The following is a 14,461-nucleotide window of genomic DNA, read 5'->3' as shown; positions in this document are numbered from 1 at the left end:
CCGGGGCCGGGGCGTCACGGGGACGCCAGGTTGGGCGGAACGTGCTGGAGGTGCCGGATGATGGCCTCGACGTCGTCGTGGGTCAAGCCGGTCCTCGCGGCGATCTCGCGCTCGTCGACCCCCGCCCAGACGAGCGGCCCGACCGCGGCGGTGAACGGGCGGAGGGGGCCCGGCAGCTCCGGGGGCGGGGTGAACCGGCGGTGGGCCTCCCAGGGGTTCCCGAACGCGGCGAAATCGGGGTCGAGCCAGTACTCGCGGCCCCCCTCGGCCAGGAGCTTCAGGAACCACTCCTCGAAGCTCCGGGCGATGATGCGGGGCTTGGTGCCGGCCGCCTCGTCGCCCGAGGCGAAGATCGGACAGCCGCCCCCGGGCCAGCGGTAGGCCAGGTCGATGCAGACCGTCTCCACGTTCGGGTTGCCCAGCTCGAACCAGCTCTCGGGCTGGATGTGCAGCTCGTCCATCGGGGCGAACAGGATCATCGGCCCGATGGCCGAGATGGGGTGGATCAGCGGGGCCCGGCGATGGAGCCCGTCCGAGAGCAGCAGCCAGGCGCGGAGGCCGGCGGGGAGCCGGAAGCCGTGGCGGTTCTCCCAGCCCGCGAGGGCTCCCGGCGAGGCGCCCGGTCGCACCGCGTCGTCGTCGAACCCGGCCGCCAGCGCCGTCGCGTCGGGCCCGAGCGCAGCGTCCACGCCGCCCCAGGCCATCCAGCAGTTCACCAGCTCCTGGAGCTGGCTCGGCATCGGAGCCCCCTTCAAACCGGGCCCGCGACTTGGCCTTCGGCGACGCGGCCGAACAGCGTCACGGCGCTGGCGTTCTCGATCCGGACCCGCGTCAGCCGGCCGGAAAGCTCGTCGGGACCGTCGAACACGACGATGCGGTCGCAGTGCGTCCGGCCGGTGAGCTGGTCGGGGCCCTCCCAGCCCTCCTTGCGGGTGGTGGAGCGGCTGCGGCCCTCGACGAGCACCGTCTCCTCGCGGCCGATGAAGGCCCGGTTGTCTTCCAGGCTGATCCTCGTCTGGAGGTCCAGGAGGACGTGGTTGCGGCGCCGCTTGACCTCCTCGGGCACGTCGTCGGGGTAGAGGTCGTCGGCCTTGGTGCCGGTGCGGGGGCTGTACTTGAAGATGAAGCTGTTCTTGAACCGGGAGCGCTCCAGCAGGCCGACGGTCTTCTCGAACGACTCGTCGGTCTCGCCGCAGAAGCCGACGATGAAGTCGCTGGAGACCGACGAGCCGGGGATGGTCTCGCGGAGCCGGGCCAGCATCTCCTCGTAGAAGGCGGCCGTGTACATCCGCTTCATCCGCTTGAGGACGAGGTCGCAGCCGCTCTGGGCGGGGACGTGGATGTAGCGCGAGACCTTGGGCAGGTCGCGGACGGCCTGGAGCAGGTCGTCGGTCATGTCGTTGGGGAAGCTCGTGATGAACTTGATCCGCTCGACGCCGTCGACGTCGTGGAGCCGGGCGAGAAGGTCCGAGAGCCGGGTGATCCGGCCGTCGGCCTCCTTGTGCTTGTAGCTGTTGACGGTCTGGCCGACGAGGGTGATCTCCTTGACCCCCTGCATGGCGAGCAGCCGGGCCTCGGCGACGATCCCCGACGGCGGGCGACTCTGCTCCGGCCCCCGGACCGAGGGGACGATGCAGTAGGTGCAGAACTTGTCGCACCCCATCATGACCCGGAGATACGCCTGGAACGTACTGGGGCGGACGGCGGGCTCGCGGTCGGCGTCGTAGCTGTCGAAGCTGGACGTGACGTGCTCGCGGCTGCCCGCGTTGCGGGCCAGGCTGACGGCCATCTGGGGCGTCGCCTCGGCCTTCGCCTTGGCGATCAGCTCGGGGACGCGGCCGAGCTGTCCGGGGCCGATCACCACGTCGACGTGGGGGGCGCGCTTGAGGATCTGGCCCTGGTCCTTCTGGGCCATGCAGCCGAGCACCCCGACGGCCAGCTCGGGCTTCTTCTTCTTGAGGTGCTTGATCCGGCCCAGGGCGCTGTAGATCTTGTCCTCGGCGTGCTGGCGGACCGAGCAGGTGTTGTAGAGGATGGCGTCGGCCTGGTCGATGTCGTCGGTCAGCTCGTAGCCGTCGTCGCGCAGGCGGGCGACGACGAGCTCGCTGTCGAGGACGTTCATCTGGCAGCCGACGGTCTCGATGTAGAGCTTCTTCGGCTGCGAGGTCGGCTGGTCGGCCATCGCTCGGACACTCCCAGGCGGCGGGCGGCGCGGCCTGTCACGCGAGGAACGGGGACACGTCGGGGCCGGGGCCGGCCTCTCGTCGAAGGGTGGATTTTATCATTCCCGGGCGATAATGGGAACGGCTCTCGATGCGACGAGGGGCGTCGGAGTGCGGATGACCTTGCCGGTCGGGCGGGCGGCGGGGTTTGGCGCGCTCGCGGCCGGGCCGGCCCGAGGGGAGCCGCCCTGGCGTCGGGCCGGCCCGCTTGATATAAACCTTTTGGCAAGATTTCACCATTCCCGGGGGCCGCGCGGAGCGCTCATGAAGATCCTGGCCGTCCACCCCAGCTCGCTGATGTACACGAAGGTCTTCCTGCGGCTGGAGCCGCTGGGGATCGAGACGATCGCGGCGGAGCTGCGACGGGCCGGCCACGACGTCCGCCTGATCGACCTCCAGGTCGAGGACCACGCAGCCTATCTCCGGGCGATCGACTCCTGGCGGCCCGACGCCGTCGCCTACTCGCTCAACTACCTGGCGAACATCCCCGAGGTGATCGACCTGGCGAAGGCGACGCGGCAGCGGCTCCCGGACGCCTTCCTCTTCGCCGGCGGCCATAGCGCCTCGTTCGTCGCCGAGGACGTCCTGCGGCACGCCGAGGGGGCCATCGACTGCGTGCTGAAGGGGGAGGGGGAGGCCGCCGTCGCCCGCCTGATCGAAGCCGCCGCCGACCGCGACCCGACGAGCCTCCTGGACATCCCCGGCGTCGTCGCGCCTTCGGGACACGGCCCCCGGGCGGCGTTCGTCCACGACCTGAACGACCTGACCCCCGCGCGCGACCTGCTGCGTCACCGCCGCAAGTACTTCATCGGGGTCCTGGACCCCTGCGCCTCGATCGAGTTCAGCCGGGGCTGCCCCTGGGACTGCTCGTTCTGCAGCGCCTGGACGTTCTACGGCCGGAGCTACCGGGTGAAGTCGGCCGAGGCGTCGGTCGACGAGCTGGCCTCGATCCGCGAGCCGGGCGTCTTCATCGTCGACGACGTGGCCTTCATCCAGGCCGAGCACGGCATGGCGATCGGCGAGGGGATCGCCCGCCGGGGGATCCGCAAGCAGTACTACCTGGAGACCCGGGGCGACGTCCTCCTGCGCAACAAGGATGTCTTCAAGTTCTGGAAGACGCTGGGCCTCCAGTACATGTTCCTGGGCGTCGAGGCGATCGACGAGGAGGGCCTGAAGCGCTTTCGCAAGCGGGTGACGCTCTCCAAGAGCTTCGAGGCCCTGGAGTTCGCGCGGTCACTGGGGATCATGGTCGCGATCAACCTGATCGCCGACCCGTCGTGGGACCGGAAGCAGTTCGAGGTCATCCGGCAGTGGTGCCTGGAGATCCCCGAGATCGTCAACATCAGCGTGAACACCCCCTATCCCGGCACCGAGAGCTGGGTCACCGAGTCGCGCAAGCTCACCACCCACGACTACCGGCTGTTCGACATCCAGCACGCGGTGCTGCCGACCAAGCTGCCGATCGAGGATTTCTACGCCGAGCTGGTCAAGACCCAGCAGGTCCTCAACCGCAAGCACCTGGGCTGGAAGGCCTTCGTGGCGCTCGGCGGGATCCTGGCCGACAACCTGCGGCGGGGGCAGACCAACACGCTCAAGATGCTCTGGAAGTTCAACAGCGTCTTCAACCCCGAGCTGCAGCTCGCCGACCATCGCCAGCCGGTCCGCTACCCGATGACGCCCCCCCCCGCACATCAGGACGTGGTGGACCCGCATACCCTGTACATCCACCCGTCGCCGGGCCGACGGGGCCGCTCGATCGACGCCCAAACCGAGGCGTTCGTCGAGGAGACCCGGATCGGCGGCAAGCCCTCGGCCTGACCGGAGCCGGTCCAGGGTCAGGCCTGGAACCTGTCGTGGTTCTCCGCGAAGCGGGCCGCCAGCTCGGCGGCCTTCCGGTCATACGCCTCCGGGTCGGGCCACGAGGCCCGGGGGTCGAGCACGTCCGGGGCCAGGCCGGGGCATGAGGTCAGCCGGCCGAGGCGGAACGCCTCGTCGGGCTCGGTCGCGATCTCGTTCAGCTCGCCCGCCAGCGCCGCATGGACGAGCGACCGGGTGATCGGCATGGCGATCCGCCTGCCGACGCCGTAGGGCCCGCCGGTGTTCCCGGTGTTGACCAACCAGCAGCGGACCTCGTGGCGGTGGATCTTCTCGCCCAGCAACTTCGCGTAGACCCTGGGGTGGAGCGGCAGGAACGGCCCGCCGAAGCAGGGGCTGAACACCACCTGGGGCTCGTTCACGCCCGTTTCGGTCCCGGCGACCTTCGAGGTGTAACCGGCGAGGAAGTGGAACATGGCCTGGTCGGCGGTCAGCCGGGCGATCGGCGGCAGCACGCCGAAGGCGTCGTAGGTCAGGAAGAAGATGTGCCGGGGATGGCCCGCCACGCCCGCCGGGTCGGCGTGGGGGATGTGCGTGATGGGGTACGCCGCCCGGGTGTTCTCGGTGAGTTCCGCGCTGTCGAGGTCGAGCCGCCGGGTGTCCGGGTCGATGACCACGTTTTCCAGCAAGGTGCCGAACCGCCGGGTGGTGTCGTAGATCTCGGGCTCGGTCTCCTCGCGGATGCGGATGGCCTTGGCGTAGCAGCCCCCCTCGAAGTTGAAGACTCCGTCCTCGCTCCAGCCGTGCTCGTCGTCGCCGATGAGGGTCCGGTCGGGCGAGGTCGAGAGGGTCGTCTTGCCGGTCCCCGAGAGGCCGAAGAACAGCGCCGCGTCGTCGCGGTCCGCGCCGTAATTGGCCGAGCAGTGCATCCCCAGCACCCCACGCAGGGGGAGGAGGTAGTTGAGGATCGAGAAGACCGACTTCTTGATCTCGCCGGCGTAGCGGGTGCCGCCGATCAGGACGAGCTTCCTCGCGAGGTTGATGAGGATGAAGGTGCCGGACCGGGTGCCATCGGTTGCGGGATCGGCCTGGAACTCGGGGGCGTCGACGATCGTGAACTCGGGGAGGAACTCGCGCAGGACGTCCTCGTCGTGCTCGCGGATGAGCAAGTCCCGGATGAAGAGGCTGTGCCAGGCGTACTGAGTGACGACCCGGACCGGGAGCCGAAAGCGAGGATCGGCGCCGCCGTAGCAGTCCTGGACGAACAGCTCCTTGTCGGCCAGGTAGGCCCGCAGACGGTCCCAGACGCGGTCGAAGGATTCCTCGGAGATCGGGTGATTGTGCTCGCCCCACCAGATCCGGTCGCGGCTGCCGGGCTCCTTGACGGTGAACTTGTCGCCGGGCGACCGGCCGGTGTGGCGGCCCGTGTCGACGACGAAGGGGCCGAGATGGGCGATCAGCCCCTCCCCGCGACGCACGGCGTGCTCGTACAGGGCCGGCGCCGGCGGGTTCCAGTGGGTCGGCGCCTTCCGCGCGATGCCCAGCGTCTCGAGCCCGTGCGACTTCACGACTTCCTTCTCATGGCCGCTCATGATGATTCCACGTCCGCTTCGACGAAGCTGTCTGGATGCCCTGGAGATCCTGGCTGGGTTCATCATAAGCCCCCTGAGTGATTGGACCAACCCGACGGGCCCCGGAACTTCGGCGAGCCTCCCCGACGCGAGCCGGGCCGAATCGGGTTCGTTCGACCGGACCCGAAAACGAAGCCGTCGGATGCATCTTGCTTCTGGAATAGGCTTTGTGGACAGGTGGAGGGGCCCGGGATCGGCTTCGTTCGGCGCACTTCGCCACGCCCGAAGCGAGGCGGTCGTCGTCTCGCGAGCATTCCGCCGCCCGAATCGCCGGGCGCGGCCTGAGGGGCGGGCGCATTTCCCCAGATTATGGTGGGACATCCCGGAGAGTTGGGGAACGCGTGGACCGAAAAAAGCAAATCGGGCAGGCGCGTCGAGTGACGATCAGCGTTGGGGGCGACGGAGCCTGCCCTCGCGATCGGCCTGCCAGGTCCGGCCGGTGACGACGTCGAGGGCGGTGAGCCAGCCGCCGCCGTGGCAGTAGGTGTCGATGCAGACGATATGGCCCAGGTCGAGGATCTTGCCGTTCTTCTGGGACGAATGGCCGACGACGGCCGTCTTCCCCGAGAAATGACGCCGCGGCACGCCGAACTTCAGCGAGTGCCAGCGCAGGAGCGACGCCGGCTGGCGGTCGAGCGGCTGGGCGGGGTCGTAGGCGGCGTGGACGAAGAAGTGGTCTGGCGCCTCGTGCGAATCGACGCAGGTCCTGAGGAAGGCTAGATTCGCCGGGCTGAGCTTTTCCAGCTCGCGGCCCCAGTCCCGGTCGGGCCGATCGCCAGGCGGGCCGCCCGGGACGGTCGCGGGAGCGGGGAGGCCGGAGTGCGCGCGGAGGAGCATCTCGTCGTGATTGCCGAGGATCGGGACGAGGCGGCAGCGATCCTTCAGGTCGGCCAGCGCGTCGAGGACGCCGCGGGAGTCGGGACCGCGGTTGACGTAGTCTCCCAGCGTGACGATCAGGTCGTCCCCGGTCGGCCGGATGGCGTCAACCAGGGCCTTCAGGGCCTTGGAGCAGCCGTGGACGTCTCCCACGGCGATGGTGCGTTCGGGCATCTTGGCTCGGGGGCTCCCTTCGCTGCGGTTCATCCGCCCATCTTGTCGCCGACCTGGACGTGGTGGCCTCGGAGGAATTCCGCGGCGGTCAGGGGTTTCTTGCCGGGCGCCTGGAGGACCACGAGCCGGACCGCACCCTCCCCGGCCGCCACGACGAGGCCGTCCTTCGACGCGGCGAGCACCGTGCCCGGCTCGCCGCTCCCGTCGGCCAGGGCGGTCTGATGGATGATGAGCCGGACCGGGCCCTTCGGGGTCCAGGGGAGCGCCGTCCAGGTCGTCGAGGCGATCGGCCAGGGCTGCATGGCCCGGACGAGGTTGTGCACCTGTCGCGCCGTCAGGGTCCAGTCGATCACGCCGTCTTCCTTGCGGAGCTTGGGCGCCCGGGTGACGAGGGCGGCGTCCTGCGGGAGGATCTCGGCCTTGCCCGACGCCACGGCCCGGATGGCGTCGATGAGCAAGGCGACCCCGAGGTTCGCGAGCCGGGCTTCCAGCTCGCCGGCCGTCTCGTCGGGGTCGATGGGGGTCCGCGCGACGGCGATCATGCCGCCGGCGTCGACGCGGGGGGTCATCTGGATGATGGTGACGCCGGATTCGACCTCGCCGTTCTGGATCGCCCGAGCGACCGGTGCGGCCCCCCGATAGGCCGGCAGGACCGAGCCGTGCAGGTTGAGCGCCCCGACGCGGGGGACCCCCAGCAGTTCGGCCGAGAGGATCTGGCCGTAGGCGGCGGTGATGAGGAAGTCGGGCGCCAGGCCGCGGATGTGCTCCACCGCCTCGGCGTCGTTGACGCGTTCCGGCTGATAGACAAGGACGCCCCGGCGCTCGGCGGCCTGCTTGATGAGGCTGGGGATGAGTTCCTGGCGCCTCCCCTGGGGCCGGTCGGGCTGGGTGACGAGCGTCAGGATGCGGAAGCCGGCGTCGGCCAGGCCTTCGAACGAGGGCAGGGCGAAATCCCCGGTCCCCAGCATGACGATCGAGATCGGCGAGTCCATTGCGAGCCTCCTCCGCTCGGGGTGTTCCGCTCCGCTTCTCGGGATCAGGCGTCGGCCGGGGCGGTCGCGGCGGCGGGGGAGGGGATCGCGTCGGTGGTCGGAGTCGGAGCGGGGGCCGGGGCCGCGTCGAGGGCCTTGCGGATCGCGTCCTCGGCCGGATAGGTCCCGGCGGCCTGGGCCTGCCGGAATTCGTTCTCGAACTCGCGGAGCTTGCCCTTCACGCCGTGACGGCCGAGCGGGCCGAGGTGGTCGATGAACAGCTTGCCGTCCAGGTGGTCGATCTCGTGCTGGAGGGCCCGGCCGAACAGCTCGTCGGACTCGACCTCGACCTGCTCGCCTTCCAGGTTGAAGGCCCGGACACGCACTTTCTTGGGCCGTCGGACCTTGGCGTAGAGGCCGGGGAGGCTCAGGCAGCCTTCCTCGTCGTCGTCCCAGGAATGTCGCTTGACGATCTCCGGGTTGATGAAGACCAGCTCCTGGCCCTTCTGCTCGGCGTCCGCCGTCACGTTGATGACGAAGAAGCGAAAGGGGAGGCCCACCTGGTTCGCCGCCAGGCCGACGCCTCGCGCCTCGTACATCAGGCTGAACATCTCGCGGACGACGGCGCGGAGCCCGTCGTCGATCGTCTCGATCGGGCGGGACGCATATCGGAGGGCGGGATGCGGGTATTTCACGATGTGCAGCACGACACGGGCTCCGGCGCGGGCGGATGGAACGGGGACGCGAATATTATAGTCGACGGGCCCCGTCGGGAGCATCAGGACTCCCGCGATCAGGGCCCGAGGGCCGGCGCGAACGGATCGGCCGGCAGGGGAGGGAGGCCCCCCTCGGCGCTCTGGATCAGGGCCTCCCAGGCCGGAGCCCGGAGGATGAAGACGGGGCCCGAGTCCCCCTCGCCCGTCGCCCCGCAGACGTAGGCCTCGCCGAGCGCCGCGCCGAGACGGAGCCGGGCGGGGGGGGCGTCGCCGTCGAGGCTCACCCGGACGTCGAGCCGGGGAGTGCCGAGGCCGACCTCCGGCGGGAACGGCCCCTCGTACTGGATGAATCGCTCGGCCCGGAGTTCGGAAAGGGCCTCGACGAGGTCGTCGAAGCGCGAGAAGTCGACCCCCTGAGAAGGCGTGCCCGGCTCGGCGGACCAGTCGGCCGGGGTCCCGAGGGCATGGCGTCGCCGCGTGTAGGCGAGCGACCGGGTCTCGGTGCGAAGCGTCAGCCTGCGCACGGCGTCGGGCTTGAACGAGAGGACGCGGGTGTCGCGGAACTCGGCGGTGAACGGGACCAGGCTCGCGGCGTCGATCGTGAAGACGGCGGGGAAGTCGGTCAGCGTCCCGTGATACTTCTGGGGGTCGTTCGGCACGGCCGAGCCGATGCGGAGGCTCTGGGCGCCCGGGGCGGGGGCTTCGCCCGAGCCCGAGGGGCGGACTTCCCAGCGGACTTCGAGCAGCGGAGAGTCGAGGCCGAACCGGGCGAGGTCGCCTCGGGCGTCGGCGACGAACGAGCCGGCGCGCAGGTCGGCGAGGCGAGCCAGGGCCGCGGTCACCGCGCGAGCGTCGGCGTCGGCCTTCGCCGGTTCCACCATCCGCCATCGGTTCGGAGCGCCGGACGGGTCGCCCGGCTCCAGCACGGTCGTCCGGCCCGGTCGGACGACGGTGAGCCGGGCGACGCTGGTCGGCTGGACGGCCGGCAGTTCCAGGTCGCGGAACGCGAAGGAGGTGGCGGGGAGGGCCGACAGGAAGACGTCGGGGATCGCGAGGATGGCCGTGTCCCCCTCCGCCCGGGCGAAGACGACCTTCCGCAGGACGTCGTGGCGGCCGAGGCGCAGGTCGAGCACCGGCCCGACCCCGGCGGCGGCCCCGCCGGTGCCGGCGTCCTGCCAGATCCGGATGCGGGCCAGGGGCGGGTCGATCCCCGGGTCGGGGACGATCGCCGGGTCCAGGAACTCGCTCGCCTGCAACTCCTCGATCTTCCTCAGCAGCGCGAGGACCTGCGCCTGATCGGCCCGGGCGGCGACTGGGGCGGCCAGCATCCAGGCCGCTTCCTCCCATCGGAGGTCAAAACGCCCGACCGGCGATTCGACCTCGATCCTCCGAACGGCGGACGGGACGAGGCCGGCGATCCGACGGCTTCGCAGGGCGTTCAACTCGGCCGGTATCTCGTCCAGGATCCTGCGGTCCACCGTGACCACGGCGTCGCCGCCGGCCTTGCGGACGTAGACGCGATCGGGATGGTCGGGGGGCGAGCCCCCCAGTTCCAGCGTCACCGGCTCGACGCCGATCGCGAGCGGCCTCAGCTCCAGGGCGGCGGCGGGCTCGGCCAGGCCGTAAGGGGCGAAGTCCCGAACCCCTTCGGCGACGAACCCGCCGGATCGGGGGTCGACCCGGATCGCCCCCGCGACGGCGAGGAGTTGCTCGATCCGGGCCGCGTCGGCGGGGAAGCGGATGGGGGAGGTCAGCCGCCAGGCGCCGCGCTCGGCGCGCTCGGCGGTCGCGTCCAGGCCGGGGCGTCGGACTGCGATCGAGGCGATCGGGGCGAGCGAGGGAGGGACGAGCACCGTCTCGCGCCACTCGACCGCGGGTCGGTCCAGGGCGGCCAGGGCCCGACGGGAGACCACCTCGACGGCCGCGTCCGGGCCCGCGCGCACGAACCGCTCCTCCTGGATCGACCGGCCCACTTCCAGCGTGGCGGCGGGCGCGGCGGCGGGCCCGTCCTCGGTCCAGAGCCGGACGACGAAGGCGGGCGGGGCCAGGCCGTAATCCGCGGCCGCCCCCTCCACCGCTCCGGCTTCGGGGGATTTCCGCAGCCCCTTGAGTGCGGAGATCAGGCGGTCGACCTCCTGGGGGGCGGCGTCGACCTCATAGGGCTTGCGAATCGCCCAGGATCGCGGGCCGAGGCGCTCGAAGACGAGCCGCTCGGGGCCGCCGTCGATCTCCAGCCGGCGGACCTCGGCTTCTTTCAGGTCGACGAGATCGGGGAGCACCCGGTCGCGCCGCCGGGCGCGCTCGGACTCGGTGAGCACGCCGGCCCGCTCCAGTCCCCAGAGCGTGAGCAGGCCCCCGAGGAACAGGCCGATCAGGACGTAGGTGGATCGTGAGTTTTTCATGGTCGGCGGGTCGCGGCCGTGCTCATTCCTGGCGGACGTAGTAGACGAGGAGGCCGATCGCGGCGACGCCGGCCATCGAGACGACCGTCGGCACGAGGGTCAGCCGCCATCGCAGCCCGGGGTCGGCGGTCAGGGTGAGGGCGGCGTGGATCTTCGGCGGGACGCCCACCGAATCCTCGCGGCCCCGCAGCCAGCTCGCGGCGTTCATCAGCAGGTCGAGGTTCGTCGGCTCCAGCGCCTGCACGGCGTCGTCGCCGGCGGCCCGGCTGGAGATCAGGACCAGCCGAGGGGTGGGCGGGATCGCCCCCGCGCCGGGGGTCGGCTCCGGCCGCTGGACGACCGCGGCGGCCACGACGACCGGCCCCGGCTCGTCGGCCTCGCGGTTGAACTTCGGCTGAGGGTCGTCCGCCTGGCTCTCGGCCCACGAGCCTGGCCCGCTGCGGAGGATCGGCGAGGGGAGCATGCGGGGGTTGACCGAGGCGGGGTCCTCGTCGGCGGCGCCCTTGGTCCCCACGAAGTGGATCGGCGCGCCGTCCACCATCAGGACCGCGCGTTCGGTGCCCAGGCCGTCCACCACCGGATGTCGCAGGCCCGGCTCGACGAGGCAGAAGACGAAGCGGACCTGGCCGTTGAGGTTGAGCCGGGGATCGACCAGCGTGCGACGACCCAGCTCCAGGTTGAACGATTTGAGAAAATCGTCGAGCCCGGCGGCGCCGGCCGCCCCGAGGCAGGCGAGCACGGGCTTGCCCCGGTCGGCGTAGGCGCGGAGGCGGGCCAGCTCCTGGGGCTTGAAGGGCTCCCTCGGCCCGGCGAGGATCACCAGCTCGATCTCCTCGGGGACGGCCTGTTCCAGGAGGTTGAGTTCCACGACCTCGCAGCCGACGGCGGCCAGCCTGGCCTTCCAGGCGGAGACTCCGGGCCCGTCGCCCCGCATCCTGTCCGAGCCGGACTCGCCGTGGCCGACTGTGAACGCGACCTTGGCCGTCTTCCCCTCGCGCAGCCGGATCAGGGCGGAGGTCACGGCGTCCTCACCCTTGAAGGCCGACTCGTAACGCCCCGCCCCGGCGCCCCGGGCGTCGGCGGGAGTCTGGTCGAACATCTCCGGGTTGCTGATCGCGGCGAACCGCGCCGCGTCTCCCTCGCCGTACTCGATCAGGACGCCGCCCCCTTGCATGACGGCCAGCTCGGGCGCCCGTCGGGCGAGGTCGTCGGCCCGCGACAGCTCGGCGTAACGGTCGAGACGCTCGACCCGGACCAGGTCGGGCCGCACGGCGCGGTACAGCTCCAGGAGCTGCCAGACCCGGTCAAATTGTCGACGAGCCAGGGCGCTGCGGCCGTGGACCAGGTGGAAAGTCACGGGCCGATCGAGCGACTCGGCCTGGTTGCGGCTGAGGCTTGAGAGCGAGTAGGCGCGCTCCCGAGTCAGGTCGATCTCCCGGCCGCCGTAGCGGAAGGCCATCACGTTCGCCACGATCAACAGGCCGGCCACCAGCCCCGTGTTGAGCACCGCCCGCGAGATGGCGACGGTCCTCCGCAGGGCGGGGCTGACGTGTCGATAGCGCTCGTTGACCACGATCAGCGTGGCGACCAGCCCGAGTCCCAGCGCGAATACCGGGAGCGACCAGAGCACCCCCCGGGTCATCGCCAGCGCCGCTCCCAGCAGGATCAGCAAGAGCCCGGTCGCCACCCCGGCGATCACTCGGTCCCGATAGGCCGAGGCCGGCGCCCCTTCCTCGTCGTCCTTCCCTGCGGAAAGGCCCGGCGGGGCCCCCCGCAGGGTCCAGAACAGGACGAGGAAGGCCCCCACCGCGGCGAGGCCGATCCACACCTCGGCGCGGCCGAGGAACGTCATGAGGTTGGAAGGCATCGACACGCGGCGGCCCCCGTCGAGACGGTTCGATCGAGCCCGATCAACGCCCCCGCCTCGCGGCGAGGAGCGTCGTCGTCGCATACAGCAAGAAGACGCAGGCGGAGAGGTGGAGCGCGACGGTCCTGACGTCGAACCGCCCCAGCGCGAAGCCGTGGATCTGGTGCAGGACGGCGACGTGACGCGCCGCGTCCGCCCAGCCGGCCAGGCGTCGCGAGGACAGGAAATCCGTCAGCAGGAGGGTCATCACCACCAGCACGAACAGCGTCACGAACGTCCAGACGGCGGCTACCACCTGGTTGCGGGTCAGCGAGCTGAAGAGCAGGCCGATCGCCACGAACATCATCCCCATGGTCGTGAGCCCCACGCCCAGGCTCAAGAGCGGGCCTACGTCGAACTCGTACCGCCCCTGGTGGTACAGGAACGGCAGGTAGACGGCGAACGGCACCAGCAGCATCAGATACATGACCACGCCGGCCAGCCACTTCGAGACGACGACCTCCCCCTCGGTGATCGGCAGGGTCACCAGGGTCTCGATCGTCCCCGATCGGTTCTCCTCCGCCAGCAGCCGCATGGTCAGAACCGGGACGGCGACGAGGATGGCGAACCAGAACGGCGTGCTGCCGGAGATGTACGCGCTCATGGGGTCACGCAGGCTGGAGAACTCGACCTGGGGGCGGGCGAGCGACTCGACCAGTTCCCAGAAGTTGAGGAACGCGACGACCTGGAAGCCGATCAGGACCAGGTACGCCGTGGGGCCCAGGAAGTAGGCGCCCAGCTCGCGGGCGAGGAGGGTGGGGACGTGGCGCATCGGTTCAGCCGGCCTCCCGTTCCAGGGCGTCGAGGCTGGATCGCGAGACGGCCTCGATGAACCGCTCCTCCAGCGAGCGGCGGCGGGCCTCCAGCGCGCGCAGCGGCCAGCCGTTGGCGGCGAGCCGCATCGAGATCGCCTCGCGGGGGTCCTCGCCGTCCTTCGTCGCGACCTCGAACGTCGCCAGGCCCTCGCGCTCGCCGGCCGGCCGCACCTTGGAGACCCCGGGGACCGCGGCCAAGGTCTTTCGGATCGCGTCGGCCGGGCCTCGGACCTCGACCATCAGCCCGTGGTCGTCGCGAAGGTCCTCCAGCCGGCCATCGAGCGCGATCCGACCCTGGGCGATGATGATCACCCGCCCGCAGACCGCCTCCACCTCTGACATGATGTGCGTGGAGAGCAGCACGGTGTGGCGCTCCCCCAGCTCGCGGATCAGGGCCCGGACCTCGCGGACCTGGATCGGGTCCATGCCGGCCGTCGGCTCGTCGAGGATCAGGATCGGCGGCTCGTGGACGATCGCGTCGGCCAGGCCCACCCGCTGGCGGAACCCCCGCGAGAGCTTGCCGATCGGCCGGTCCTCGACCTCCCCCAGCCCGCACCGGGCGATCGCCTCGGCCACGGCGCGTCGCCGTCGGGAGCGGGGGACGTCCTTCAGCTTGGCCCGGAAATGCAGCAGTTCGCGCACGCGCATCTCGCCGTAGAGGGGGACGTTCTCGGGGAGGTAGCCGACGTTGCGGCGGACCTCCAGGGGCTCGTCGAGCACGTCCCGACCGCAGAGGACGGCTCGACCGCCGCTGGGGGCGAGGTAGGTCGTCAGGATCCGCATCGTGGTCGTCTTGCCCGCCCCGTTGGGGCCGAGCAGGCCGGCGACCTCGCCCCGTCCCAGCTCGAACGAGATCCGGTCCAGCGCCCGGACCGCGCCGTAATTCCTCGAAAGACGATGGACCTCGATCATCGCGCGATTCGCCTCCTCCCG

At 70.9% G+C, this 14,461-nt stretch carries 11 protein-coding genes; 1 reads left to right on the top strand and 10 read right to left on the bottom strand.

Features of this window, described 5'->3' with window-relative positions:
• Nucleotides 1-14: 14 nt before the first annotated feature.
• On the bottom strand, nucleotides 15-740 hold the full coding sequence (locus G6O68_RS14670) for an SMI1/KNR4 family protein (RefSeq protein WP_165249035.1): 726 nt from the start codon (nucleotides 738-740) through the stop codon (nucleotides 15-17).
• Between the two features lie 11 nt (nucleotides 741-751).
• Nucleotides 752-2,182, bottom strand: a complete 1,431-nt coding sequence (gene miaB, locus G6O68_RS14665) for a tRNA (N6-isopentenyl adenosine(37)-C2)-methylthiotransferase MiaB (protein WP_165249033.1) — start codon at nucleotides 2,180-2,182, stop codon at nucleotides 752-754.
• Between the two features lie 304 nt (nucleotides 2,183-2,486).
• On the opposite strand from miaB, the gene hpnR reads away from it, so the two are divergent.
• Entirely contained in the window at nucleotides 2,487-4,040 is a 1,554-nt protein-coding gene (gene hpnR, locus G6O68_RS14660) for a hopanoid C-3 methylase HpnR (RefSeq protein ID WP_165249031.1), read from the top strand.
• A 17-nt stretch (nucleotides 4,041-4,057) separates the two neighbouring features.
• Here the strand turns inward: hpnR and pckA are convergent, their stop codons facing one another.
• The 8 genes from pckA to G6O68_RS14620 form a co-directional block, all read right to left on the bottom strand.
• A complete protein-coding gene (gene pckA, locus G6O68_RS14655; RefSeq protein ID WP_165249029.1) occupies nucleotides 4,058-5,629 on the bottom strand; it encodes a phosphoenolpyruvate carboxykinase (ATP) in 1,572 nt (523 codons plus the stop codon).
• A gap of 423 nt (nucleotides 5,630-6,052) precedes the next feature.
• Nucleotides 6,053-6,751, bottom strand: coding sequence for a metallophosphoesterase family protein (locus G6O68_RS14650; RefSeq protein WP_206108096.1), 699 nt, complete (start codon nucleotides 6,749-6,751; stop codon nucleotides 6,053-6,055).
• Nucleotides 6,748-7,710: a methionyl-tRNA formyltransferase gene (gene fmt / locus G6O68_RS14645; RefSeq protein ID WP_165249027.1), complete on the bottom strand. Its 963-nt coding sequence runs from the start codon at nucleotides 7,708-7,710 to the stop codon at nucleotides 6,748-6,750. The genes G6O68_RS14650 and fmt overlap by 4 nt, the downstream gene beginning before the upstream one ends.
• 44 nt (nucleotides 7,711-7,754) lie before the next feature.
• The gene (gene def, locus G6O68_RS14640) at nucleotides 7,755-8,396 is read right to left on the bottom strand and encodes a peptide deformylase (protein WP_165249025.1); all 642 of its coding nucleotides are present in this window, start codon (nucleotides 8,394-8,396) and stop codon (nucleotides 7,755-7,757) included.
• A gap of 86 nt (nucleotides 8,397-8,482) precedes the next feature.
• A complete protein-coding gene (locus G6O68_RS14635) occupies nucleotides 8,483-10,807 on the bottom strand; it encodes a DUF4340 domain-containing protein (RefSeq protein ID WP_165249023.1) in 2,325 nt (774 codons plus the stop codon).
• 22 nt (nucleotides 10,808-10,829) lie between these two features.
• Nucleotides 10,830-12,674 (bottom strand): Gldg family protein, encoded by a 1,845-nt coding sequence (locus G6O68_RS14630; RefSeq protein WP_165249245.1) that lies wholly within the window; start codon nucleotides 12,672-12,674, stop codon nucleotides 10,830-10,832.
• A 43-nt stretch (nucleotides 12,675-12,717) separates the two neighbouring features.
• On the bottom strand, nucleotides 12,718-13,485 hold the full coding sequence (locus G6O68_RS14625) for an ABC transporter permease (protein ID WP_165249021.1): 768 nt from the start codon (nucleotides 13,483-13,485) through the stop codon (nucleotides 12,718-12,720).
• A 4-nt stretch (nucleotides 13,486-13,489) separates the two neighbouring features.
• Nucleotides 13,490-14,440 (bottom strand): ATP-binding cassette domain-containing protein, encoded by a 951-nt coding sequence (locus tag G6O68_RS14620; RefSeq protein ID WP_165249019.1) that lies wholly within the window; start codon nucleotides 14,438-14,440, stop codon nucleotides 13,490-13,492.
• Nucleotides 14,441-14,461: the final 21 nt, after the last annotated feature.

Source organism: Paludisphaera soli, assembly GCF_011064595.1.
GTDB classification, from domain to species: domain Bacteria; phylum Planctomycetota; class Planctomycetia; order Isosphaerales; family Isosphaeraceae; genus Paludisphaera; species Paludisphaera soli.
The sequence above is the reverse complement of the archived record's forward strand: the minus strand, read 5'-3'. Positions and strand labels throughout refer to the sequence as shown.

Excerpts from the sequence above, each read along its gene's own strand:
- G6O68_RS14670 (WP_165249035.1), bottom strand. The coding sequence starts at position 740 with ATGCCGAGCCAGCTCCAGGAGCTGGTGAACTGCTGGATGGCCTGGGGC.
- miaB (WP_165249033.1), bottom strand. The coding sequence starts at position 2,182 with ATGGCCGACCAGCCGACCTCGCAGCCGAAGAAGCTCTACATCGAGACC.
- hpnR (WP_165249031.1), top strand. The coding sequence starts at position 2,487 with ATGAAGATCCTGGCCGTCCACCCCAGCTCGCTGATGTACACGAAGGTC.
- pckA (WP_165249029.1), bottom strand. The coding sequence starts at position 5,629 with ATGAGCGGCCATGAGAAGGAAGTCGTGAAGTCGCACGGGCTCGAGACG.
- G6O68_RS14650 (WP_206108096.1), bottom strand. The coding sequence starts at position 6,751 with ATGAACCGCAGCGAAGGGAGCCCCCGAGCCAAGATGCCCGAACGCACC.
- fmt (WP_165249027.1), bottom strand. The coding sequence starts at position 7,710 with ATGGACTCGCCGATCTCGATCGTCATGCTGGGGACCGGGGATTTCGCC.
- G6O68_RS14635 (WP_165249023.1), bottom strand. The coding sequence starts at position 10,807 with ATGAAAAACTCACGATCCACCTACGTCCTGATCGGCCTGTTCCTCGGG.
- G6O68_RS14630 (WP_165249245.1), bottom strand. The coding sequence starts at position 12,674 with ATGCCTTCCAACCTCATGACGTTCCTCGGCCGCGCCGAGGTGTGGATC.
- G6O68_RS14625 (WP_165249021.1), bottom strand. The coding sequence starts at position 13,485 with ATGCGCCACGTCCCCACCCTCCTCGCCCGCGAGCTGGGCGCCTACTTC.
- G6O68_RS14620 (WP_165249019.1), bottom strand. The coding sequence starts at position 14,440 with ATGATCGAGGTCCATCGTCTTTCGAGGAATTACGGCGCGGTCCGGGCG.